The organism is Candidatus Aminicenantes bacterium (assembly GCA_026393855.1).
In the GTDB taxonomy this organism is placed as follows: Bacteria; Acidobacteriota; Aminicenantia; order Aminicenantales; family UBA4085; genus UBA4085.
Genome location: JAPKZJ010000021.1, coordinates 1 through 22,173, shown reverse-complemented (window position 1 = coordinate 22,173; position 22,173 = coordinate 1). Strand labels below are relative to the sequence as shown.

General features: G+C 63.5%; 20 protein-coding genes. 10 read left to right on the top strand and 10 right to left on the bottom strand.

Translation table 11 applies throughout. The features are described from left to right. Positions 1–220 precede the first annotated feature (220 nt). The 4 genes from NTZ26_02910 (at position 221) to NTZ26_02895 (ending at position 4,954) form a co-directional block, all read left to right on the top strand. The gene (locus NTZ26_02910) at positions 221–1,456 is read left to right on the top strand and encodes an N-acetylmuramoyl-L-alanine amidase (GenBank protein MCX6559444.1); all 1,236 of its coding nucleotides are present in this window, start codon (positions 221–223) and stop codon (positions 1,454–1,456) included. Between the two features lie 4 nt (positions 1,457–1,460). Further along, positions 1,461–2,351, top strand: a complete 891-nt coding sequence (locus NTZ26_02905) for a DUF362 domain-containing protein (protein ID MCX6559443.1) — start codon at positions 1,461–1,463, stop codon at positions 2,349–2,351. Beyond that, the gene (locus tag NTZ26_02900) at positions 2,332–3,903 is read left to right on the top strand and encodes a 4Fe-4S binding protein (GenBank protein ID MCX6559442.1); all 1,572 of its coding nucleotides are present in this window, start codon (positions 2,332–2,334) and stop codon (positions 3,901–3,903) included. Before NTZ26_02905 ends, NTZ26_02900 begins: the two co-directional genes overlap by 20 nt. Before the next feature lie 283 nt (positions 3,904–4,186). Beyond that, a complete protein-coding gene (locus NTZ26_02895) occupies positions 4,187–4,954 on the top strand; it encodes a transposase (protein MCX6559441.1) in 768 nt (255 codons plus the stop codon). 21 nt (positions 4,955–4,975) lie between these two features. Here NTZ26_02895 and NTZ26_02890 read toward each other — a convergent pair whose 3' ends face one another. The 7 genes from NTZ26_02890 to NTZ26_02860 all read right to left on the bottom strand — a co-directional run bounded on the left by NTZ26_02890 (position 4,976) and on the right by NTZ26_02860 (position 9,901). Continuing rightward, entirely contained in the window at positions 4,976–6,004 is a 1,029-nt protein-coding gene (locus NTZ26_02890; protein MCX6559440.1) for an electron transfer flavoprotein subunit alpha/FixB family protein, read from the bottom strand. Positions 6,005–6,015: 11 nt separating this feature from the next. Then, complete coding sequence (locus NTZ26_02885) at positions 6,016–6,798, bottom strand: electron transfer flavoprotein subunit beta/FixA family protein (GenBank protein MCX6559439.1); 783 nt, start codon at positions 6,796–6,798, stop codon at positions 6,016–6,018. 39 nt (positions 6,799–6,837) lie between these two features. Continuing rightward, positions 6,838–8,112, bottom strand: coding sequence for a beta-ketoacyl-ACP synthase II (fabF, locus tag NTZ26_02880; protein ID MCX6559438.1), 1,275 nt, complete (start codon positions 8,110–8,112; stop codon positions 6,838–6,840). After that, positions 8,102–8,344 carry an acyl carrier protein gene (gene acpP, locus NTZ26_02875; protein MCX6559437.1) on the bottom strand — a complete coding sequence of 81 codons (243 nt, stop codon included), beginning with the start codon at positions 8,342–8,344 and terminating at the stop codon, positions 8,102–8,104. Before acpP ends, fabF begins: the two co-directional genes overlap by 11 nt. 34 nt (positions 8,345–8,378) lie before the next feature. Beyond that, positions 8,379–9,119 (bottom strand): 3-oxoacyl-[acyl-carrier-protein] reductase, encoded by a 741-nt coding sequence (gene fabG / locus NTZ26_02870; protein MCX6559436.1) that lies wholly within the window; start codon positions 9,117–9,119, stop codon positions 8,379–8,381. A 64-nt stretch (positions 9,120–9,183) separates the two neighbouring features. After that, positions 9,184–9,366: a 50S ribosomal protein L32 gene (gene rpmF, locus NTZ26_02865; GenBank protein MCX6559435.1), complete on the bottom strand. Its 183-nt coding sequence runs from the start codon at positions 9,364–9,366 to the stop codon at positions 9,184–9,186. A gap of 4 nt (positions 9,367–9,370) precedes the next feature. Further along, positions 9,371–9,901 carry a DUF177 domain-containing protein gene (locus tag NTZ26_02860; protein MCX6559434.1) on the bottom strand — a complete coding sequence of 177 codons (531 nt, stop codon included), beginning with the start codon at positions 9,899–9,901 and terminating at the stop codon, positions 9,371–9,373. 103 nt (positions 9,902–10,004) lie between these two features. Between NTZ26_02860 and NTZ26_02855 the strand changes: the two genes are divergently transcribed. Together NTZ26_02855 and polA are read left to right on the top strand one after the other, a co-directional pair. Continuing rightward, positions 10,005–10,274 carry a hypothetical protein gene (locus NTZ26_02855; protein MCX6559433.1) on the top strand — a complete coding sequence of 90 codons (270 nt, stop codon included), beginning with the start codon at positions 10,005–10,007 and terminating at the stop codon, positions 10,272–10,274. Further along, complete coding sequence (gene polA / locus NTZ26_02850) at positions 10,271–13,039, top strand: DNA polymerase I (GenBank protein ID MCX6559432.1); 2,769 nt, start codon at positions 10,271–10,273, stop codon at positions 13,037–13,039. Before NTZ26_02855 ends, polA begins: the two co-directional genes overlap by 4 nt. A 27-nt stretch (positions 13,040–13,066) precedes the next feature. Here the strand turns inward: polA and NTZ26_02845 are convergent, their stop codons facing one another. Further along, on the bottom strand, positions 13,067–13,912 hold the full coding sequence (locus NTZ26_02845) for an IS3 family transposase (protein MCX6559431.1): 846 nt from the start codon (positions 13,910–13,912) through the stop codon (positions 13,067–13,069). Between the two features lie 14 nt (positions 13,913–13,926). Then, entirely contained in the window at positions 13,927–14,226 is a 300-nt protein-coding gene (locus tag NTZ26_02840; protein ID MCX6559430.1) for a transposase, read from the bottom strand. A 285-nt stretch (positions 14,227–14,511) separates the two neighbouring features. Here NTZ26_02840 and NTZ26_02835 point away from each other — a divergent pair, with 285 nt between their 5' ends. Genes NTZ26_02835 through NTZ26_02820 form a run of 4 tightly spaced genes read left to right on the top strand, consistent with a single transcriptional unit; the run spans position 14,512 to position 20,501 of the window. Further along, the gene (locus NTZ26_02835; GenBank protein ID MCX6559429.1) at positions 14,512–15,801 is read left to right on the top strand and encodes a CBS domain-containing protein; all 1,290 of its coding nucleotides are present in this window, start codon (positions 14,512–14,514) and stop codon (positions 15,799–15,801) included. Between the two features lie 10 nt (positions 15,802–15,811). Further along, the gene (locus tag NTZ26_02830) at positions 15,812–17,059 is read left to right on the top strand and encodes an Nramp family divalent metal transporter (GenBank protein MCX6559428.1); all 1,248 of its coding nucleotides are present in this window, start codon (positions 15,812–15,814) and stop codon (positions 17,057–17,059) included. After that, on the top strand, positions 17,059–17,454 hold the full coding sequence (locus tag NTZ26_02825) for a response regulator (protein ID MCX6559427.1): 396 nt from the start codon (positions 17,059–17,061) through the stop codon (positions 17,452–17,454). The genes NTZ26_02830 and NTZ26_02825 overlap by 1 nt, the downstream gene beginning before the upstream one ends. Before the next feature lie 35 nt (positions 17,455–17,489). Then, a complete protein-coding gene (locus tag NTZ26_02820) occupies positions 17,490–20,501 on the top strand; it encodes a triple tyrosine motif-containing protein (protein MCX6559426.1) in 3,012 nt (1,003 codons plus the stop codon). Positions 20,502–21,114: 613 nt separating this feature from the next. Here NTZ26_02820 and NTZ26_02815 read toward each other — a convergent pair. Next, positions 21,115–22,173, bottom strand: a 1,059-nt coding sequence (locus tag NTZ26_02815; protein MCX6559425.1) for a hypothetical protein, incomplete at its 5' end; no start/stop codon positions are given.

Here is a 22,173-nt window from a genome sequence, read left to right as displayed (position 1 = left end):
TCATGCAGGCTCAGGTGGACGCGCATGCGGAGTTCCGCCCTCGCGGGGATTGTCGAAGCAACGTCCCGACGAGGACTGCGAAGCGCTGCAGGCGCCGAGCGGAGAAGCGCAAGGAAGGCGTGAAAAACCCGCGCCGCCGGGCCGAACACCATGGCGCCTTCCCGGAGATGGGAAAAGCCTCTTGATTTAAGGCAGCCGGACTGGCTACAATCATGAGAGCTTGATTCACCGCCGCCGCCCGACGCTCGCCCTCATCGCCGCCCTCGCGTCCCTCGTCTTCACCGCGGCGGGGCAAAGCCTGCCGCCCGCCGGCCAGGCCGACCCGCGGGCCGAAGTCTACAACCTGCGCTCGTACACCCACGCCAATTTCACCCGGCTGGTCTTGGACATAGGAGTTCTGCGCGAATTCGTATCCGCCGAGTCGAAGAAGGACGGCCTCCTCACCGTCGATATCCTGCAGGCGCGGCTCAATCCGATGGTGCCGACATCCGTCGTCCCCACAGGAGGCGATTACATCGGCGGCGTCCGGCTCCTCCAGAAGACGGCTACGACCGTACGCCTCACCGCCGCCGTCAACTTCGGCCGCATCAAGAGGACTCAGGTCTTTCCCCTCCAGGACCCGTTCCGGATCGTCGTGGACATCTACCCCCTGGGACCCGGCGAAGCCCTGGACGCCCCGCCGGCCAAGGTCACGCAGCCGGCCGAGCCCGCGGCCAAGAAGCCGCAGCCGGCGACACCGTCGGCCGCGGGCTACACCCTGGCCCGGCAGCTTGGGTTGGGGGTGCGGACCATCGTCATCGATCCCGGCCACGGCGGAATCGATCCCGGCTGCCTCGACGCCCAGGGCCACCTGGAGAAAGTGACGGCCCTGGATATCTCCCTGCGGCTCAAGGCCCTCTTGGCGGCCAACGGGAACTTCGATGTCATCCTGACCCGGGAGTCGGACATCCTCGTCCCGCTCGAGACGCGGACGGTGCTGGCCAACCAAAAAAAGGCCGACCTGTTCATCTCCATCCACATCAACGCCTTCGCCGACACCCGCCGCCGGGGCATCGAGACGTTCTACCTCAACTTCAGCCCCGACCCCCGGGTCAACGAGCTGGCGGCCCGGGAGAACGCCACGACCACTAAGACGATCGGCGAGATGGAGGCGATCATCAAGAAGCTGGTCGAGGCCAGCCGGGTGCTCGAGTCGCGCGAGCTGGCTCAGAAAATCCAGGGCAATCTGGTACAATACCTCTCCCGCTCCTACTCCGACGTCAAGGATCTGGGGACGCGGGGCGGCCCGTTCTGGGTCCTCATCGGGAGCGCCATGCCGGCCGTCCTGGTCGAAGTGTCGCACTTTTCGAACCCCGGGGAGGCGGCCCGCCTCCTCGACGCGGCCTACCGCCAAAAGGCCGCCGAGGGCATCGCCGAGGGCATCCTGGCGTACCGGAAATCGCTGGGCAAAGGATGACGACATGAACAGACGCGCATTCCTTAAAGATATCGCCGCCGGAAGCCTGGCCGCGGGCGCCGCCTCGCGGCTCCTGGCCGGGGGCGCCATGGCTGCTCCCGACCTGGCCTTCGTCCAGGGCGAATCCCCCGCCGCCATCACCAAGGCCGCCATCGAGGTCTTGGGCGGTATGGCCAAGTTCGTGGCCAAGGGCGACGTGGTTATGATCAAGCCGAACATCGGATGGGACCGCACCCCCGAGATGGCGGCCTGCACCAATCCGGAGGTCGTCCGGGCCCTCATCGAAATGAGCCTGTCCGCCGGGGCCAAGAAGGTCGTGGTCATGGACAACACGACCAACCAGGCCCAGCGCTGCTACGCCCGCTCGGGCATCCAGGCCGCGGCCAAGGCGGCCGGGGCCGAGGTGCCGTTCATCAACCCCCGCCGGGTCAAGAAAATGGCCATCAAAGGCGAGTGGCTCAAGGAGTGGGACGTCATCCAGGACTTCGTCGAAGCCGATAAGCTGATCAACGTGCCCATCGCCAAGCACCATAGCCTATGCCGCGTGACCATGGGCCTGAAAAACTGGCTGGGGGCCATCGGCGACCCGCGCAACCAGCTCCACCAAAAGCTCGACGAGGCCATGGTCGACCTGCACGGATTCTTCAAGCCGACGCTGACGGTGCTGGACGCCTACCGCATCCTGATCCGCAACGGCCCGCAGGGCGGGAGGCCGTCGGACACCAAGCTGCTGAAGACGGTGGTCGCGGGGCGCGACGGCGTCGCCGTCGACGCCATGGGCGCGACCTTCTTCGACATCGCCCCGGCCGACCTCGTCTACCTCAAGCTGGCCTCCCAGCGCGGCCTGGGCCGGATCGACCTGGAGAAGATGGCCATTGAAAAAAGAACGATCTAGGAAACACCGCGCCCTGCGCGCTCTGCGGATCCTCAGCCAGGCGGGCTTTTTCGGACTCTTCCTGTGGCTCTTTTTCTCGGCCCACTTCGCCGGCCAGGACTACATCGGCAACGTTGAAATCTTCTTTCATTTCGACCCCCTGATCGCGGCCGCGGTCGCGATCGCCGCCCGCACGCTCCTGGCGGCCTTCGCCTGGGCGGCGGTGACCCTGCTCGTGACCGTGCTCTTCGGCCGGGTCGTCTGCGGCTGGGTCTGCCCGCTGGGAACCGTCCACCAGGCCGCGAGCTGGCTTTTCCGGGTGACCAAGCTGCGGCGCCCGCGCAAGCCGGCCGAGGGCGGGCTGGCCTGGAAATACCTCGTCCTCGCTTTTGTCCTGGTCAGCGCTGTCTTCACCCTCGACCTGCTGGGCTACTTTGACCCGCTGACCTTTCTGACCCGGACCCTGGCCACGAGCACCGTGCCGGCCTTCGCCCAGGGGGCCCAGATGGCCATCGGGGGAGCGTATGGCGCCGGGCTCGGCTCGGTCGGCGACAAGCTGACCCAGGTGATCGAGACGATGACCCTCAATGCGACTTTCCGCGGCGGGTTCTTCATCGGGCTCGTCTTTCTCGCCTTCCTGCTGCTCAACGCGTGGCGGGAAAGATTCTGGTGCCGCTATCTTTGCCCCACGGGCGCTTTTCTCGGGCTGGCCTCGCGCTTCAATCTGTTCAAGCTCAAAGTGGACGAGCAGAAGTGCATCAAGTGCAACCTCTGCTCGATCCACTGCCAAACCCAGGCCAAGCCCTTCCCGATCGGCGAGTGGAAGAGCTCGGAATGCGTCTACTGCGAGACCTGCGCCGCGATCTGCCCGACCAAGGCCATCACCTTCCCGACGCGGTTCAAGCCGGAGCGGACCCCGGCCGTGGATCTGACCAAGCGCAAATTGCTTCTGGCGTCGGCGCTGGCTTTCTTCAGTGTGCCGTTCTTCCGCATCACCCAGGCCCGCAAGCGGGCCTCGGAAAAGCTGCTGCGACCGCCGGGGGCCTTGCCCGAGCCCGAGTTCCTGGCCAAGTGCGTCAAGTGCGGGGAGTGCATGAAAGCTTGCCCGACCAACGCCCTGCAGCCCGCGCTTTCCGAGGCCGGGCCGGAGGGGCTGTGGACGCCGGTCCTGGTGCCCAAGATCGGGTACTGCGAGTACTACTGCTCGCTCTGCTCCCAGGTCTGCCCCACCGGGGCCATCAAGGAGCTGACGATCCCGGAGAAGACGCAAGTCAAGATCGGCACGGCCTGGATCAACAAGAACCGCTGCCTGCCCTACTTTCTGGGCCGGCCGTGCATCGTCTGCGAGGAGCACTGCCCCACTTCGCCCAAGGCGATCAAATTCATCGAGTACGAATCCAAGCGGCCGGACGGAACGACGCTGATTCAGAAAGCTCCGGTCATCGACCTCGAGATGTGCATCGGCTGCGGGATCTGCGAGAACAAGTGCCCGGTCATGGACGATCCGGCGATCTACGTGACGAGCGTGGGCGAGCAGCGCTCTAAAGAAAACCGGTTACTGCTGGATATATAAAAAATAGGGGTACAGTATACGTAATTCCCTATTTCCCAGCTTGTCCTCGCTCCTTCACATCGAGGTACGAACCCGGATTGCCTTCCTCTTCGTCCGAATTGCAGGCTGGCTCGCTTATTCGGCTTTTTATCCGGAGTGATTGGGGGCGGTACCTAATCCGACAGAATCAGCCGCCATCCCCAAATATTCATATTATTTAAGCCGGCTTCATTAGCAGAGGGCGAAAGGCATTATCGCTGTCCCCCTGGGGGCCGCAGGTCCGAATTCACTCCACGCTAAACCGATGGCTGAGAATTCCAGTCCTCATTCGGCGTCTTTATTAAGTCAGGGGAAATCAAACGCTATGCCCCGCTTAGCTCGATTAATCATCCCGGGTATTCCCCATCATCTGACTCAGCGCGGCAATCGGCGGCAACGGGTGTTCTTTTCCGAGGAGGACAAAAGCTATTACTTAAAAATTCTTCGCGACAACCTGGAGGGGACAGGGCTTCGCATCCTCGGGTATTGTCTCATGGACAATCATGTCCATCTTATTTCCACGCCGAGTCTCAAAGACGAATTCGCGCATGTGCTGGGAGAGACACACCGGAAATACACCACAATCATCAACACCAGGGAAAAATGGAAGGGCCACCTGTGGCAGGAACGCTATTGGTCGTTTCCCCTCGACGCTCCCTATCTCTATAGAGCCGTTCGCTATGTGGAACTCAATCCCGTTCGGGCCGGAATCACCAAGGACGCCCAAGGCTATAGATGGTCAAGCGCACGAGGCCATCTTTGCCTAGGCGAGGATCCGATTATTGATCTCGATGGAAGCATGCCGATCGCGGAGAATTGGGCCGCCTATCTGAAAGAAGACGAGGACTCCGGCTTTCGCGACGAGCTTCATACCCATGAAAAGACGGGACGCCCTCTCGGAGATGAAGATTTCATCGCAAGATTAGAGGCGTTGACGGATCGTCGTCTAGCAAAGGGCAAGCCGGGCCGGCCGAAAAAGGAAAGGCCGATCCTGGAAACCGAGATCGACCTCTTTCGAGATCCAAATAAATAGGGATTTACGTATACTGTACCCCTATTCTTTTAAGGCTTTTCGCAGCTCGTCTTTGAGGGCGGGCAGAATCTGGAAGACATCCCCCACGATCCCGTAGTCCGCGATCTTGAAGATGGGCGCTTCGGCGTCCTTGTTGACGGCGACGATGACCTTGGCCGACGACATCCCGGCCAGGTGCTGGATGGCCCCGCTGATGCCGAAGGCCAGGTAGAGGTTTGGGGACACGGTCTTGCCGGTCTGGCCGACCTGGTGGGCGTGGCCGATCCAGCCCGAATCCACGGCCGCGCGCGAAGCGCCGACGGCCGCTTTGGGCAGGATCGCAGCCAGCTCGCGGAGCAAGGCAAAGCTTTCCGGAGCCCGCAGGCCGCGGCCACCCGAAACCACGATCTCGGCCTCGGCCACATCAAGCTCGGCCCCGTCGGCGCCCTGGATCTCGACCACCTGCCCGTTATCGGCCCCGGCCGGCAAAGCGACGGCGATCTTGACGACCTCGCCCGCGGCAGCCATTTCGGCAGCCCTAACCGATCCAGCCGCCGCGGCCGGGATTGTAAGGGAGGCCGCCGAGGAGGAGACGAACACGTTGGGCCGCAGTGTGACAAGAGCGGGTACGGAGGAGAGCGCCAGGGTCAAGAACGCCTTGCCGGCATAGATCGGCCGGGTGAAGACAAGCCGCCCGTCCCGGACTTCGATCTTGACGCAGTCGGAAGCCATAGCGACGCCGAGCCTGGCCGCCAGCCGCGGGGCCAAGTCTCTGCCCAAGGCCGTGGCCGGGAAGAAAACCGCGGCGGGCGCCTCGGCGCGAACCAGATCGGCCAACACGGCCGCATAGGCCGGCGCGCCGTAAGCGGCCAAACCGGGGTTGTCCAGAAGAAAAATTTTGGCCGCGCCTGCCGCCGCCAATTCGGGAGGGAACGAGTCCAGGCCGGCCCCGACGACTACGGCCGACGCCGGAACGCCCAGCTCGGCCGCCCGGCGCGAAGCCTCGCCCAACGCTTCGAGCGAGCTCTTCTTGATCTTGCCTTCGCGGGTCTCGATATAAGTCAGGATCATGCCCTTTCTCCTCAGATGACCTTGGCTTCGTCCCGCAGCAGCCGGACGAGCTCGCGGGCCGCTTCCTCGGGAGTCCCCCCGATCATCCGCCCGCCCGCCTTGGCCGGCGGCGTCTCCAAGCCCAGGACGTCGACCAGCGGCGCGATATCTTCGGCCGATAGGCCCAGCTCGGCCGGGGTAACGGCGGGGATGGTCTTCTTCTTGGCCGCCATGATGCCCTTGAGCGTCTCGTAGCGGGGCTCGTTAAGGCCCTTTTGAGCCGAGACGACAGCCGGCAGAAGGAAGGCGACTTTCTCGACCGCGCCTTCGATCTCGCGTAGGGCCGTCCCGGACCGGCCCTCGATAAGCAGCTTGATGACGACCGTAGCCTGCGGCCAGCCCAGGAGCTCGGCCGTCATGGCCGGGACCTGGGCGTTATCCGCGCCGACGGACAGGCGGCCGAACAGAAGAAGGTCGGCGTCGGCCCAACGGGTCCTGACGGCCGCGGCCAGAATTCTGGCGACGCGCAAGCCGTCGTAGGTCTCCTTGCGGTCGTCCTTGATCAGGAGGGCCTCGTCGACCCCCATGGCCAGGCATTTGCGCAGCACGATCAGGGACTCGTCGCCGCCCAGGCTGACGGCCGTGACCTTGCCGCCTTGGGCCTCGCGCAGGCGCAGGCTCTCCTCGATGGCATATTCGTCGTTGGGGCTGATGATGAAGTTCAGGCCCTCCTCGACGACGCTCGCCGTTTCATGCTGGAGCCGAATCCGCGATTCCGTATCCGGAACTCTTTTAACAAAAACCACGATGTTCATGCCTTGCTCCTAAGATGATCCGGCGCGAAGAGGAAATTCTTACTCTTCGAAACGGCGAAAGACGAGACAGCCGTTCGTCCCGCCGAAGCCGAAGGAATTCGACATGGCATGGATGATCTCGGCCGGACGGGCGGCGTTGGGCACATAGTCCAAGTCGCATTCCGGGTCGGGCGTCTCGTAGTTGATGGTCGGGGTCATGATCTGGTGCTTGAGGCAGAGGGCCGCAATGCCGGCTTCGACGCCGCCGGCGGCGCCCAGCAGATGACCGGTCATCGACTTGGTCGAGTTCAAGCCCACTTTGTAGGCGTGGCCGCCGAACAGGCGCTTGACGGCCGCCGTCTCGATGCGGTCGTTGAGCTGAGTGGATGTGCCGTGGGCGTTGATGTACTGGATATCCTCCGGCGCCAGGCCGGCATCGTCCAGGGCGTGCTTCATGACCCGATAGGCGCCCTCGCCGTCTTCGGCCGGGGCGGCCGGATGGTAGGCGTCTCCGGTCATGCCGTAGCCGACGACCTCAGCATAGATCTTGGCCCCGCGCCGCAAGGCCGCGCCGAGCTCCTCCAGCAGGACGATGCCCGCCCCTTCGCCGATGACGAATCCGTCGCGGCCGGCGTCGAACGGTCGGGAGGCCTTTTCGGGAGCATCGTTTCTTTCGGACATGGCCTTCATGGCGCAGAACCCGGCGACGCCGAGGGGCGTGACGGGCGCCTCGGCCCCGCCGGCGATCATGATGTCGGCGTCGCCCCGGGCGATCAGCCGGCAGGCCTCGCCGACGGCGTGGGTTCCGGCGGCGCAAGCGGTCACCGTGGCCGAGTTGGGGCCGCGGGACCGGTAGCGGATGGAGATCTGGCCGGCCGCCTCATTGATGATCGTGGCGATGAGGAAGAAGGGCGAAACCCGGCTGGGCCCCCTCTCCAGCAGGACTTTGTGCCACTCCTCGATGGTGCCGATGCCGCCGATGCCCGAGCCGACAAGCACGCCGGCCCGGTCGCCCTCCAGGCGGGCCGGCGGGATGCCGGCATCCTCCACCGCGGCCTGGGCCGCCGCCATGGCGAACTGGATGAAGCGGTCCATCTTGCGGACTTCTTTTCGCTCGATGAAGTCGAGCGGCTGGAAGTCGCGGACCTCGGCGGCGATGCGGGTGGCGTGGCGCGAGGCGTCAAAGCGGGTAATCGGTCCCGCTCCGCTCCGCCCCGCGACCAGGGCCTCCCAGGACTTTTGCGTCCCCGTCCCCAAGGGGGTCACTAGGCCGACCCCCGTTATGACAACCCGTCTTTCGTTGGTTTTCTGGTGATCTCCCGAATTACTTGACATGGCCGACAATGTAATCCATCGCCTTACCGACGGTGGTCAGCTTCTCGGCGTCCTCGTCCGGGATGTCGAGGCTGAATTCGTCCTCCAAGGCCATCACCAGCTCGACGGTGTCCAGGGAGTCCGCGCCCAGGTCTTCGATGAACGAGGCTTCTTCTGTGATCTGGTCTTCGCCGATGCTCAGCTTGTCCGCCACGATCGCCTTAACTTTCTTCAGCAGTTCATCTCTTTCCATGGTGAAACCTCCTCAAAGATTTGTACAAAGATGGCTACATATACATCCCGCCGTTAATATTAAGAACTTGGCCGGTGATGTATGCGGCGTCCTCGGAGCAGAGGAATCGGACGGCGCGGGCCACGTCCGCGGGCTCGCCGAAGCGCCCCATGGGTATGACATCGCGAAATTTCGTTTTGACGTTTTCGGGCAGGGCCTCGGTCATGGCCGTCGCGATGAAGCCGGGGGCGACACAGTTGACGGTCACGTTGCGGGCGGCCGTCTCGCGGGCCAGCGACTTGCTGAATCCGATGAGCCCCGCTTTGGAGGCGGCGTAGTTGGTCTGCCCGGCGTTGCCCATCTCGCCGGCGATCGAGGACAAGTTGACGATCCGGCCGTAGCGGGCCTGCAGCATCGGCCGCACGACGGCCTTGGTCAGGTTGAAGACGCCCTTCAGGTTGACGGCCATGACGGCGTCCCACTCTTCCTCTTTCATCCGCATAAAGAGATTGTCGCGGGTGATGCCGGCATTGTTGATGAGGTGATCGATCCGGCCGAAGCCCTTGAGCACCGCCTCGACGACGGCGGCGGTTTGGTCGGACTTGGTCACGTCGGCCGGGAAGGCTTCGGCCCGGCCGCCCTCGGCGACGATGGCCCGGGCCACGGCCTCGAGCTTGTCCTTCTGGACGTCGAGCAGGGCGATCGCGGCGCCGTGGCGGGCGAACTCCCGGGCGATGGCCTCGCCGATGCCCTGGGACGCCCCGGTTACGACCGTGACGCGATCTTGGAAGATCATCCTCATCTCCTGGGGCGATCGGAAAGGACGTCCGTCCTCATGCGCGGACCGACCCGGGTCCGGTTCAATCCGCCGCGGCCTTGACGACCTGGCGGCTGCGGTGGTAGCCGCACTCCGGGCAGGCCTTGTGGGGGAGCTTCGGCGTTCCGCAATTGGAGCAGACCGAGAACGACGGGACGGTCAAGCCGTCATGGGCGCGGCGGCGTCCCTTGCGGGAATGGGAATGTCGGCGTTTGGGGTTGGGCATGAGCCTATCTCTTGTCTTTCATTAGAGTTTTGAGCTTATCCAGGCGGTCGTCGAATTCCTTGATCAGGCAGCCGCACTCGCCGTCCTTGCGGACCTTGCCGCAGACGGCGCAGATGCCTTCGCAGGACTCCGCGCACAGCGGCTTGATCGGGAACGTCAGGTTCAGCTGCTCCAGGGCCACCTCCCGGAGGTCGATCTGGCGTCCTTGATAAAACAGCGTGTCGGCGTCTTCGTCGTCGAGCTCGTCCTTGAGCTCATGCACGCCCGCGTGCTCGTCTTCGGGCAGATAGACCAGATCGAACCGGGAGTCGACCGGGAACTCGAAGGGCGACAGGCACCGGCTGCAGACGAAGCTCAGCCGGGTCGTGACGCGGCCCGTGATCCAGACCTCGTCCCCGACCCGTTTGACCGTCATATCGGCATGGACGGATTCCAGGAAAACGGCTTCCTCGTCGACCAGCTCCAGACTCGGAAAGTCGAAGTTCCGGCTGACGGTTAAACCGTCTTTCGGCAGTCTATCTATATCAATTACCATCGGTTGGGTCCTTTAAAGCCCCGTAATTATACCAATTCAGCTTCGAATGTCAATCGAGGGAAGAAACTTGAATCTTAGGCCCCCCCCCTCTATAATGCCATCAATGAAAGGGATCAGCAGCGAATTCGTCCGCCGCGGTACCAGCCTGATCGTCCAGACTCAGGATGTGCCCGGCGCAACAAGTTATATCGAAACGCTGATCTATAGCTCCGGCCGGTTGATCTACTCGAGAAGGAAAGCCTTGCCTTCGCTCCGCCTGTCGGCGTCCTGGCCGGATCAATTGAACAAGCTCCTGACGGACGTCCATGGCATGGTCCTCGAAGACCTGGCGGCCGGCCGGCTCGACCGCTATCTCCCCGGACCGAGCTTATGACCGAAAAGACCCTCTATCTTATCGACGGCAGCTCGATCCTCTACCGATCGTATTACGCCATCCGTCGCCTCTCCAACGCGCAGGGGTTCCCGACCAATGCGATCTACGGCTTCATCGTCACTCTGCGCAAGATTCTGGCCGCGGCCAAGCCGGACCTGCTGGGCATCGTTTTCGACACCCCGGGCCCCAAGATGCGGAACGAGATCTACTTGGATTACAAGGCCCAGCGCAAGCCCATGCCGGAGGACCTCATCTGCCAAGTGCCCCGGCTCAAAGAGGTCCTGACGGCTTTCCGGATCCCGCTGTTCGAGAACGCCCGCTACGAAGCCGACGACGTGCTGGCCAGCCTGGCCGTCCGGGCCGCCGCCGGCGGCATGCACACCGTCATCGTCACGACCGACAAGGATCTCTTCCAAGTCGTCAACGCCTCGACCTCAATATACAATCCGTCCAAAGACATTCTGTTGGACGCCGCCAAGGTCAAAGAATTCTTCGGCGTCGAGCCCTCGCAGGTCGTCGACGTCCTGACCCTTTGGGGCGACCCCACGGACAACATCCCGGGCGTCCCCGGCATCGGCGAGAAGACGGCCAAGCAACTGATCGCCGAGTTCGGGTCGCTCGAGGCGCTGCGGGCCAACTTGGACAAGGTCAAGAACGAGCGGGTCCGGACCGCCATCCGGGATAACGGCGACAAGCTCGAGATGAGCCGCCGGCTGGCTCTCATCGAGAGCGGCCTCGATCTCGAGTTCGACCCAGAGGCGTTCAAAATCGAGGAGCCCGACCGGGACGCGCTGGCCCGGCTTTTCAAGGAATTCGGGTTCGGCTCGCTCCTGGCCGAGCTCGGCGCGCCGCCGCCGGTATCGCCGTCGGCCCGAGCCTATGCGGCCATTCTGGACGAGCCCGGCCTGCGGGCCCTCGTCAAGCGGATCCGTCGGGCCGGCGCCGTTTCGATCGACACCGAGACCGACAACATCTTCCCCACCCGGGCCCGGCTGGTGGGCTTCTCGCTCGCCGTCGAGCCGGGAGAGGCTTTCTATATTCCCCTGCGGCACGCCTACATGGGGGCGCCGGACCAGATTCCGATCGATCGGGCTTTGGCCATCGTCCGCGGCGTCCTGGAGGATCCGGCGATCCGGAAGATCGGCCAGAACATCAAATACGACCTGATCGTGCTCGAGCGCGAGGGCCTCCGCCTGCATGGCCTCGACCTGGACACCATGGTGCTGTCCTATTTGCTCGAGCCGAATTGGGGCAAGCACAACCTGGACCGCTTGTCGCTGGCTTATTTGGGGGAAGCATCCATCCCCTTCAAAGAGATCGTCGGCAAGGGCAAGTCCGAGATCACGATGGATCTCGCCCCGGTCGAGACGGTGACGCCGTACGCCTGCCAGGACGCCGACTTCGCCCTCGACTTGAGCCGCCGGCTCTGGACCAAGGTCGAAGCCGCAGGCCTCGATCGGGTCTACCGCGACCTGGAGCAGCCGCTGATCGGGATCCTGGCGGAAATGGAAGCGCTCGGCGTCCGGATCGACGTTCCAGCCCTGCGCGAGATCGGCGCCGGCATGGAAGCGGACCTGCGCCGCCTTGAAGCGGACATCCACGCCCAGGCCGGCGCGGCCTTCAACATCAATTCGCCGAAGCAGCTCGGCGATGTGCTGTTCCACAAGCTCCAGCTGCCGATGACCCGCAAGACCAAGGGGACGGGCAGCTTGTCGACCGCCATCGATGTCCTGGAGGGGATGGCCGACAAGCATCCCATCGTCCGCCGGGTGGTCGAGTACCGCCAGATTGCCAAGCTCAAATCGACCTACGCCGACGCCCTGCCGGCCCTCGTCGACCCGGCCACGGGCCGGGTCCATACCTCTTACAACCAAACCGTCGCGGCCACAGGCCGGCTGTCGAGCTCGGACCCCAACCTGCAGAATATCCCGGCCCGCGGCGAGACGGGAGCCCGCTTCCGGCGGGCCTTCATCCCGGCCGAGGGCTTCCTCTTCCTGGCCGCCGATTATTCGCAGATCGAGCTGCGGGTTCTGGCCCACATGTCGGGCGACCCGGGGCTGGTCGAGACGTTCCGGCGCGGCGCGGACATCCACCAGGAGACCGCCGACCGCGTCTTCGGAGCGACGGCGGGGCTCTTCCGGAACGAGGCCCGCCATCGGGCCAAGATCATCAACTTCAGCATCATTTACGGCACCTCGGCTTTTTCCCTGGCCAAGCAGCTCGAGACATCCTCGGCGGAAGCCCAGCGCGTCATCAACGCCTACGAAGCGACCTACCCCGGGGTCAAGGCCTTCCTGGAGAACGAGGTCGAGAAGGCCCGGGCGACGGGAACATCCGTGACCCTGTTCGGGCGCCGGCGGCAGGTTCCCGAGCTCCGGGCGGCGGACCGCGTCTCGCGGGACGCCGGCCGCCGGATCGCCCTCAACACGCCGATCCAGGGGACGGCGGCCGACTTGATGAAGAAGGCCATGATCGACGTGCGGCGCGGCATCGCGAAGCGCGGCCTGCGCTCCCGGATGATCCTCCAAGTCCACGACGAGCTCGTCTTCGAAGTCGCGCCCGACGAGCGCGAAGCCATGGGCGGGCTCGTCCGCGAGGCCATGGAAAACGTGATGGACGGAGCTCGGACTCCCTTGGAAGGGGACCCTTTATCGGGGTCCCCCTCCAACGCCCCGCCGCCAAAATGGCGGCGGAGCTGCTACCCCTCCAAGGTGCATAACCCGTTAGAATTCCATCCTATGTTTTCGGAGCCCGTGGGTTTTTGATCTTCCCCCGATTTTGTAGACACCCAGTTAAGATGGGATCGTAGCATTAGCATACTCTGCCGGCGTCAGATACTGCAACGTCGAGTGCCGACGCTGCCGGTTGTAATAGACCTCGATGTAATCGTAGATCTTCCACCTCGCCTCGTCCTCCGTCTGGAACCGCTCCCGATGCACCAACTCGCTTTTCAAGGTGCTGAAGAACGACTCCATGGCCGCGTTGTCATAACAGTCCCCGCGGCTCCCCAGACTCAGCCGGATGCCGTGGCGAGCCAGAAGACGACTCATTCGCAGGCTTCGATACTGCCCGCCTCGGTCCGAGTGGAACACCAGATTCTTCTCCGGGGGATGACGAAGCAGCGCCTGGTTCAGTGCGGCCAAGACGAGCTCTTGCCCGATCCGCCGATCCAACGTCCAGCCAACGACCTCCCGGTTATAGAGATCCAGCACGACCGCCAGATACAGCCACCGCTCCTTCGTCCAGATGTAAGTAATGTCCGAGGCCCAGATCCGGCCCGGGCCATCCGCATGGAAGTTGCGCTGCACCAGATCCTCCGCCTCGACCAGCCCGCCGGGCTTCGTCGTCACTTTGAACGCCTTCTTCGTCTGAGACTGGATTCCCGCCTCGTGCATCAGCCGCGCCACCCGGTTCTCCCCGCAGCGAAGACCTTGGGCTCGAAGCTCGGCCGTGATCCGCGGCGAGCCGTACAGTTTGCGGCTCCGGCTCCAGATCATCTGGATCTGGGTCCGCAGTCGTTCGTTCTCCTGGCTTCGTGGACTCGCCGCCCGGCCCCGATAGGCATAGTAGCCGCTCCGGTTGACCCCCAACACCTCACTCATCTTCTCCACCGTATAACCGGAGCCGTTTTCGGCCATGAATCGATACTTCATCAGGGGTGTTTGGAGAAGATGGCCAAGGCTTTTTTTAAGATCTCCCGTTCCTGTTCCAGGTCCGCTACCCGGCGTTTGAGATGGTGGAGCTCTGCCTCCTCGGGCTTCATCCGGCCATGCCCCGGGAAGGCGTGTTCCTGGTCCTCCAAGTACTCTTTCTTCCACCGGGTCAGCATGTTGTCGGTGATCCCCAGGTCGCGGGCCGTGCCGGCGATCGTCTGCCCGTTCTCGACCACTAGCCGGACCGCTCCTTCCTTAAAGGCTCGATCATACCGCCGTCGTGTCTTCCCTTCGCTCATCCTAGACCTCCTCGTTGGAATGTAATCCACTCTTATCTGAGTGTCTAGGATTTCGGGGGAAGATCATTTGCCCCCTTCACCCCTCGTTTGCCCCCTTCACCCCTCGCTCCGGTCAAAGAGTTTTTCGGAACGATAAAATCGTTATTAAAAAAATAAAAATCGTGGCCTAAATCATTGCGTCCTTATTTGACCTGTGCCAAAATGACCCAAGACGGCGGGAACCACTTGCCGTCCAGTCGGCCCCGGAGAGGCCTCCGGGAAAAAGAAGGCACGGGAGAAATTGAAGTGGCCCCCGCGAACATCGTCCGGGAATCCGGCCTGCCCCCAGACCCTACCTTTGTCTTTTTGTCCGAGCTGATCGGGCGGACGGTGGCTTCGCCCGAAGGTCCGATCGGCCGGCTGGCCGATCTCAAGATCGCCTTGGGCGATCCCTTTCCCCGGGCCGCGGCCCTGGTCCTGCGGCGGCGGAGGAAAAAACAATTGTACGAGCTGGACTGGAGCGACGTCGAATACTGCGCGGATCGGACGATCACCCTCAAGCCCGGAGCCGCCGGACGCCTGCGCCCGCTTGAGGTCGGCCGAGACGAGCTCCTGCTGCGCGACGATCTGCTGGACAAGCAGGTTGTCGACACCTTGGGCGCCCGCATCGAGCGGGTCAACGACGTCCATCTCCTGATCGTCAAGCGCGACCTTCGGGTCGTCCATGTCGATTTCGGAGCCCGCGGCCTGCTGCGCCGCTTGGGCTGGCTGAAAAGCATCGACCGGGCCACCGCCTGGCTCTTCGCCTATCAAATCGAAGAGCGCATGATCTCCTGGAAGTTCATCCAGCCCCTGCTGGCCGATCCGGTCAAGGGCAGCCTCAAGCTCAACGTCACCGCCCGCAAGATCCACGAGCTCCATCCGTCCGACCTGGCCGACATCATCGAGGAGCTCGACTCGGTCAACCGCTCGTCGCTGTTCCGGTCCCTCGACCTGCAGACGGCGGCCCTGACCCTGGAAGAAGTCGACGACCCCAAGCTGCAGGCCTCGCTGATCGATACCGCCCCCGCGGAGCGGGCCTCGGACATCCTCGAGGAGATGGCTCCCGACGAGGCGACCGACATGTTAGCCGACATGCCCGAGGAAAAGCAGCGCCGCCTGATCGGAACCATGGACGCCCCCTCGCGGCGGGCGGTGCTGGATCTGCTCCGCTTCAAGGAAGGCACGGCCGGCTCGATCATGACCAAGGATTTTTTCGCCGTCGGCCGCGGCACGACCGTCGAGCAGGCCATCGGCGAATTCCGCAAGCTGACTTGCCCGCTCGAATCGGTGGCCTATATCTATGTCAACGATCCGGGCGGCCGACTGATCGGGGTCTGCACGCTCCGCCACCTGCTCGTCGCCGATAAGGACGCCGCCCTGGGCGCCCTGATGAATCCCCACCTGATCACCGTCGAGCCCGACGAGAAGGTCGACGACGTGACGTCGCTCTTTCGCAAGTACAAGTTCCTGGCCCTGCCCGTCGTGGACGGCGAGCGCATCCTGCAGGGGCTCATCACCCTGAAAGACATCCTGCAGGAAGAAATCGAGGAATAAGGAGCCGGCCATGCCCCGACGCCCGTTCAAGCTCCGGCTGCGCGGCCTTTTGCTTTTCCTGGCCGTGGCCGGCCCGGGCATCATCACCTCCAACGCGGACAACGACGCCGGCGGCATCGCCACCTACTCGATGGCCGGAGCCCATTTCGGCAACGGCCTGCTCTGGTCGCTCCTGCCGATCATGCTGGCCTTGATCATCGTCCAGGAGATGAGCGCCCGGATGGGGGTCATCACCGGCAAGGGCCTGTCCGACCTGATCCGGGAACGGTTCGGCGTCCGCATCACGGTCTACCTTCTGGCCGCCCTGGTCCTGACCAATTTCGGCAACGTCATCGCCGAGTTCGCCGGCGTGGCCTCGAGCCTGGAGCTGTTCTCCGTCTCCAAATACATCTCGGTCCCGCTGGCCGCGGTCATCGTCTGGCTATTGGTGGTCAAGGGCAGCTACCGCTCGGTGGAAAAAATCTTTCTCTACGCCTGCGTCTTCTACGTCACCTACCTGGTGGCGGGCTTCCTGGCCAAGCCGGACTGGGCGGTGGTCGGCCGCAGCCTGATCACGCCCCGCTTCGAGATGTCGGCCGGCAGTCTAGGCATGATTATCGGCCTGGTCGGCACCACCATCGCGCCCTGGATGCAGTTCTACCTGCAGGCTTCGATCGTGGAGAAGAACATCGCCGTCAAGGACTACAAGATGTCCCGGCTGGACGTCATCGTCGGCAGCGTCGTCGTCACCGTGGTGGCGGGGTTCATCGTCCTGACCTGCGCCGCGACCCTGTTCAAAGCGGGCGTCCGGGTCGAGACCGCGGCCGACGCGGCCCAGGCCCTGCGGCCGCTGGCCGGACGGTATTGCGCCGCGCTGTTCGCCTTCGGCCTGCTCAACGCCTCGCTCTTCGCCGCCTCGATCCTGCCGTTGTCAACGGCCTTCGTCGTCTGCGAAGCCATGGGCTGGGAGAACGGGGTGGACCGAAAGTTCTCGGAGGCGCCCCAGTTCTACGGCCTCTACACGATGCTCATCCTGCTCGGGGCGGGCATCGTCCTCCTGCCCCGCATCCCTCTCTTCCCGGTCATGTATATCTCCCAAGTCATCAACGGTGTGGTCCTGCCGGTCATTCTGGTCTTCATGCTCTTATTGATCAACAACAAGCGCCTGATGGGGAAGCACGTCAACGGCAAGGTCTATAACGTCGTCTCGTGGGGCACGGTGGCCGTCTTGGGCATTTTGAGCCTGGTCTATCTCGGATCGCTTCTGGGGGTGGTCTGATGAACCAGCCCCTTCTCTTCCGGCCCCGGGCCCTCATTGTCGAAGACGAATCGATCGTGGCCATGGAGATCCAGGACCAGCTGGAAGCCCTGGGCTGGGATGCGTGCGGCGTCGCCGCGACCGGGGAGGAGGCGATCCGGCTGGCGGCGGCCGGCCGGCCGGATCTGATCCTGATGGACATCACCCTGCGGGGCGCGATGTCCGGGATCGAAGCCGCCGAAAAAATCCTGGCCTTGCGGGCCGTCCCGATCATTTTCCTCACCGCCACCGTGGACGAGAAGATCGCCGCCCGCATCCGGGCCCTGGACGCCGAAGCCGTCTTTCTGGGCAAGCCCTTCGCCGAGGAAGAGCTGCGCCGGGAAACTGAACGGATCCGTATTCGTCTATCGGGTTGAAAACCCCCCCTTCTCTGATAGAATAGCTCTAGATCGTGCGCAATCTAAGCTTTACCCGGATCGCGTCTCTTTTCCTGCTCTCTGCCTTCATCGGGCTTCCCCTTTACAGCCAGAGCTATCTCGTCCGGACCTATACGGAGAACGACGGCCTGGCCAGCTCCACCATCCACGACCTGGCCCAGACTCCGGACGGCCGAATCTGGTTCGCAACCCGGGCCGGGATTTCGGTCTACGACGGGCGCTCTTGGACGACCTATTCCGCCCCCGGGGGATTCCCGGCAGTGTCCGTAAGCAAGTTGGCCGTCGATGCCAACGGCTCTCTATGGGCTTGGGGAGACAACCCGCGCGCCCTCTTGGCTTGCTTCCGGGACGGGCGCTGGGAGCGGCAAGCGGCATTGGCAGCGCCCGGGGAGGCGATTGAACCGGTCGGGCTCGTCATCACCGGGCCGCCGAATCGGGAAACGGCGATCTTGGGGACTCTTCATTCGGGAGTCTTTCTCCTCCGCGACGGCGTTTGGAAACGCATCCGTAAGTCCGACGGCCTAGCCTCCGACCGGGTCTGCGGCATGGCCGCAGATGGCGACACGATCTTCGCCGCCACCGACCGCGGGGTGACCATCATTCGGAATGGGACGGCCGACGACTCCCTGAACAGATCCTTTCCGATCCTTCAGAAGGGAGTTCTCGGCGTCCTCGAAGAGAAAACCGCTTCCGGGAGTCGCCTCTGGCTGGCCGGACAAACCTGGCTGGCTCGGCTGAGCGGAGGCAAGTTCGAGCTTATGGCCGAGAAACTCGTCACCCACGTCGACGACACCCACCCCAACATCGTCCTCTCTCCCGACGGCACGGGCGGCGTCTTTTTCGGGAACCCCTATGCCCTTTACCACTTGCAGGCTGCGGCTCGGGAGGTCGACCTGCTGGATATGAATTCGGGGCTGATCGCCGAGGGGGCGACTTCGATCCTGTTGGACCGGGAAATGAACGTCTGGGTCGCAAGCCTGCGCGGACTGAGCAAGATCTCCGGACATCGCTTCGCCAACTTCCGCAAAGTCCAAGGCCTGTTGGAAGACGAAGTGACGGCTATGGCCCGGTTGAAGGACGGCCGAATTGTCTTCGGCCACAATTCGGGCTTGACCTTTTTTGACGGCCGGAGCTTTCGGCCTCGGCCCTTCCCTGTGCAGAGCAAAGGCCAGCCCACTGGAACCCGCGTCTTGGACCTGTTCGTGGACGCGGCCGGAACGATCTGGGCGGCCGCCGCCGGCGGCGGCCTGGCCCGGATATCCCCCGACGGATCGATCCGCTGGTTCGGCCGGGAAGCGGGATTGGTCGGCCAGGTCAGCTCGGTCGCGGACGCGGGGAACGGCCGGCTGTTGGTCACCTCGAATGAGGGCCTTCGGCTTTTTTCGGGGGACCGCTCCGTTCCGATGCCGGGGGCGGCCTCGTTGCCCCTTTACCTGAGAAAAATCGGAATCACTTTGGACGGGCGTGTATTCGCCACCAGCTCTTCCAGCGGGATTTATATCTTGGGGCGCGACGGCTGGGCACAGTGCTTGAGCCCCGACAGCTCTTACGCGAATGACGTCTTTTCCGCGGTGGATGACGGCGACCGGCTTTTAGTCGGCACGATGGCCGGGCTGTATGAAGTCAAAGACGGGCGGTTGCGGCTGTTCACCAGGCCCGGCCTGCGCCTCGAACGGCCGGTGTACCTCATCCTGCGCGAGCCGGGCGGAGCGCTCTGGTTCGGAACGGATAACGGCGCCGTGCGGTGGGACGGGCGGGAGACCCGCACTTACACCATCAAGCAGGGATTCGCCGGATCCGAGGTCAATCGGTCGGCCGGACTTGTGGACGGCTCCGGCCGCGTTTGGATCGGAACTAATACGGGCGTCTCTCGCTATCACGCTGAGTTCGACTTTCCCGCCGGCCGGATTCCGCCTCCCCTCGTCAGCATCCATGGAATCAAAGCCGGGGGCGTCTGGTTGCCCGCTGATCGGCCGCTGCGGCTGTCGCCGCGCCGGAACAACTTGGAATTCGAGTTCCAGGCCATCACCTTCGTGGACGAGAACGCGGTCCGCTACCGCTACCTGCTGGACGGGTTCGACGCCCGCTGGAGCGACCCCCGGCCGGCCGGCGAGGGGCTGATCCGGTATACCAATTTGCCGCCCGGACATTACGTTTTCCGTCTGCGGGCCGAAAACGCCCTGGGCGGGTGGAGCGATCCCATTGCTTCGCCCGAAATCGACATCGCCGCCCCCCTGGCCCGGCACTGGTGGTTCTACCTCCTGGTGGGCGCCGTCTTTCTCCTGCTCGGCTACGCGGCGTTTCAGCTAGTCACCGAGAAGAGGACGGCCCGAAACCTGGAGCGGCAGGTCCGCGACCGCACCGCCCAGATTCGGACGGCGCTCGAGGAGAAGAACGTTCTTCTTCGGGAGATCCATCACCGGGTCAAGAACAACCTCCAGATCGTCTCCAGCCTGCTCTCGATGCAGGCCCGGAAGGTGAAAGACCCCGAGTCGCTGGCGCTGTTCCGGGAAAGCATGGACCGGATCCGGGCCATGGCCCTGATTCATGAAAACCTGTACCGATCGGAAAGCGCGGCCGCGATCGGAGCCGCTGATTATATCCGACGATTGGCCCGCGACCTGATGGCGGCATACGCCCTCCGGGCGGGCAACATCGGCCTTGAGCTCGACGTCGCGGACGTCCCGATGTCGCCGGACATCGCCTTTCCCTGCGGCCTGATCATCAATGAGCTTGTCTCTAATTCGCTCAAGCACGCCTTTCCGGAAGGCCGTCCGGGAACGATCCGCATCGGCCTGCGGGAGGACCGCGGCGAATACATTCTGACGGTCGCCGACGACGGGGTCGGACTGCCGCCGGGTGTCGACGCGGAGGCGGGCGGATCGCTCGGTTTGCGGCTGGTCCGCAAACTGGCCGGCCAGCTCGGTGGGGCGCTGGCAATCGAGAGCGGTGCGGGGGCCGAGTTTATCGTCCGCTTTCCCGCCGGGGCTCCCTTGGAGGGGGAACCATTGGCGGGTTCCCCCTGATCCCTTTGGATGGGGAACCTTCAATGGGTTCCCCCTCCAACGTCCTCCGGCCAGAGGCCGTCGTCCTGCCACCCCCTCATGGTAGCCTCTGCCGTTTGAAAACGATTTTATCGTTTCCGAAATGTCCTTAAGCTTGTTTTATTCTTTCTCTTCCATTCTGTGTGGGGTGGTGGACTCCCTTGGAGGTGGAACCTTTAGCGGGTTCCCCCTCCAACGTCGCCCGGCCGATGGCCGGGCTCCTGCCACCCCCTCAAGGTAGCCTTATCCGTTTGAAAGCTATTTTATCGTTTCCAAAAAGCGCTTAAACTTATCTTCGTCTTTCTCTTCCATTCTGTGCGGGATGGTCAGGCGGCACGGTGTTTGGCCAACGGCGAAACCGCGCGGGTTTAGCCTTCCTGCGCACCTCTCCGAGGGAACCCAACGGGCGCCGAGGGCTGTTTGAGCACGTGACGATCGAACGCAGAAGAGACAGAGTGGGCGGTCTTTCAAGTCCGGATAATCAATCGTGCGGAGTTCCGCAGGCGCCGAGGAGAGTAGGCGCAAGGAAGGCGTGAAAAACCCGCGCCGCCGGGCCAAATGCCGTGACGCAGGCCGCACAGAATGGAAGAGCCCTTTAGAGGTTTTTGGTGTAAACCCGGAACTTCTTGTACTGCTTCCCGCCCATCCGCTCCATTTCGGCCCGGACCCGGACGTTGACCTCGAGCTCGTGGTGGGTGTCCATGAACTCGTAGCCGGCCTCCCAGGCCGCCTCGAGGGTCTTGAAACCCATCAGCGCGTCCAGCCCGAAGCCGCGGTATTTTTCCTTGATCGCCCCCAGCATGAGGTCGAGCTGCTTGGTCCGCTTGGCCGCGCGCAGGACATGGATGAACCCGAAGGGGAACAGGCGGCCCCGGCACTTCTGAATGCCCGCCGTCATGTCCGGCATGGCGATGATGAAGGCCGCCGGCTCGTCGTCCTTGAGGACGACCTTGACGAAGCGGGGATCGACCACGGGCAGGTAGCGCGCCGCCAGATCCTCCATCTCCTTCTCACTCAAGGGCGCGTAGCCGTAGATGTTGGAGGCCATGTAGCATTCGTTCATCAGGGAGAAGATGGGCACGATCCAGGGCTTGAGCTCCTTGCGCTTGCGGAACTCGAGAATCCGGAAGTTGCCCCGGCGCATGGTTCGCTCGTAGATCTTCTTGTACAGCTCGGGCATTTCCTTCGGCACATCGACCTTGTAGACGAAATAATCGGCGTCCTTGGCGTAGCCGAGCGCTTCGACGTAGCCGGGCATCCATTCGGTATTGTAATAAGTGGCGATGGTGGCCCGGTTCTCGAAGCCTTCGATGATGAAGCCCTCCGGGTCCTGGTCGGAGAAGCCGTAGGGACCGATGATCCGGGTCATGCCCTTGGCCTTGGCCCAGTTCTCGACCTTCGTGATCAAGGCCCGGACGACCTCGCGATCCTCGATCGATTCGATGTAGCCGAAGCGGGCGATCTTGGACCCGCGGTGCTCGTTGAAGCGGTGGTTGATGATGCCCATGACGCGCCCGACCGCCTGGCCGCCCTTGAAGGCCAGGAGCATGATCACGTCGCAGTAGCCGAAAGCCTTGTTTTTCTTGGGATTGAAGTATTTCCGGTCGTCCATCAGAACGGGATGGACCCAATAGGGCCGTCCGGCGTTGAGCTT

What these genes read in the sequence shown, in the direction of transcription:
- NTZ26_02895 (MCX6559441.1), top strand. Translation starts at nt 4,187, where the DNA reads ATGGCTGAGAATTCCAGTCCTCATTCGGCGTCTTTATTAAGTCAGGGG.
- fabG (MCX6559436.1), bottom strand. Translation starts at nt 9,119, where the DNA reads ATGATCTTCCAAGATCGCGTCACGGTCGTAACCGGGGCGTCCCAGGGC.
- NTZ26_02840 (MCX6559430.1), bottom strand. Translation starts at nt 14,226, where the DNA reads ATGAGCGAAGGGAAGACACGACGGCGGTATGATCGAGCCTTTAAGGAA.
- NTZ26_02905 (MCX6559443.1), top strand. Translation starts at nt 1,461, where the DNA reads ATGAACAGACGCGCATTCCTTAAAGATATCGCCGCCGGAAGCCTGGCC.
- acpP (MCX6559437.1), bottom strand. Translation starts at nt 8,344, where the DNA reads ATGGAAAGAGATGAACTGCTGAAGAAAGTTAAGGCGATCGTGGCGGAC.
- NTZ26_02845 (MCX6559431.1), bottom strand. Translation starts at nt 13,912, where the DNA reads ATGGCCGAAAACGGCTCCGGTTATACGGTGGAGAAGATGAGTGAGGTG.
- NTZ26_02825 (MCX6559427.1), top strand. Translation starts at nt 17,059, where the DNA reads ATGAACCAGCCCCTTCTCTTCCGGCCCCGGGCCCTCATTGTCGAAGAC.
- NTZ26_02855 (MCX6559433.1), top strand. Translation starts at nt 10,005, where the DNA reads ATGAAAGGGATCAGCAGCGAATTCGTCCGCCGCGGTACCAGCCTGATC.
- polA (MCX6559432.1), top strand. Translation starts at nt 10,271, where the DNA reads ATGACCGAAAAGACCCTCTATCTTATCGACGGCAGCTCGATCCTCTAC.
- NTZ26_02860 (MCX6559434.1), bottom strand. Translation starts at nt 9,901, where the DNA reads ATGGTAATTGATATAGATAGACTGCCGAAAGACGGTTTAACCGTCAGC.
- fabF (MCX6559438.1), bottom strand. Translation starts at nt 8,112, where the DNA reads ATGTCAAGTAATTCGGGAGATCACCAGAAAACCAACGAAAGACGGGTT.
- NTZ26_02885 (MCX6559439.1), bottom strand. Translation starts at nt 6,798, where the DNA reads ATGAACATCGTGGTTTTTGTTAAAAGAGTTCCGGATACGGAATCGCGG.
- rpmF (MCX6559435.1), bottom strand. Translation starts at nt 9,366, where the DNA reads ATGCCCAACCCCAAACGCCGACATTCCCATTCCCGCAAGGGACGCCGC.
- NTZ26_02830 (MCX6559428.1), top strand. Translation starts at nt 15,812, where the DNA reads ATGCCCCGACGCCCGTTCAAGCTCCGGCTGCGCGGCCTTTTGCTTTTC.
- NTZ26_02890 (MCX6559440.1), bottom strand. Translation starts at nt 6,004, where the DNA reads ATGATCCTGACTTATATCGAGACCCGCGAAGGCAAGATCAAGAAGAGC.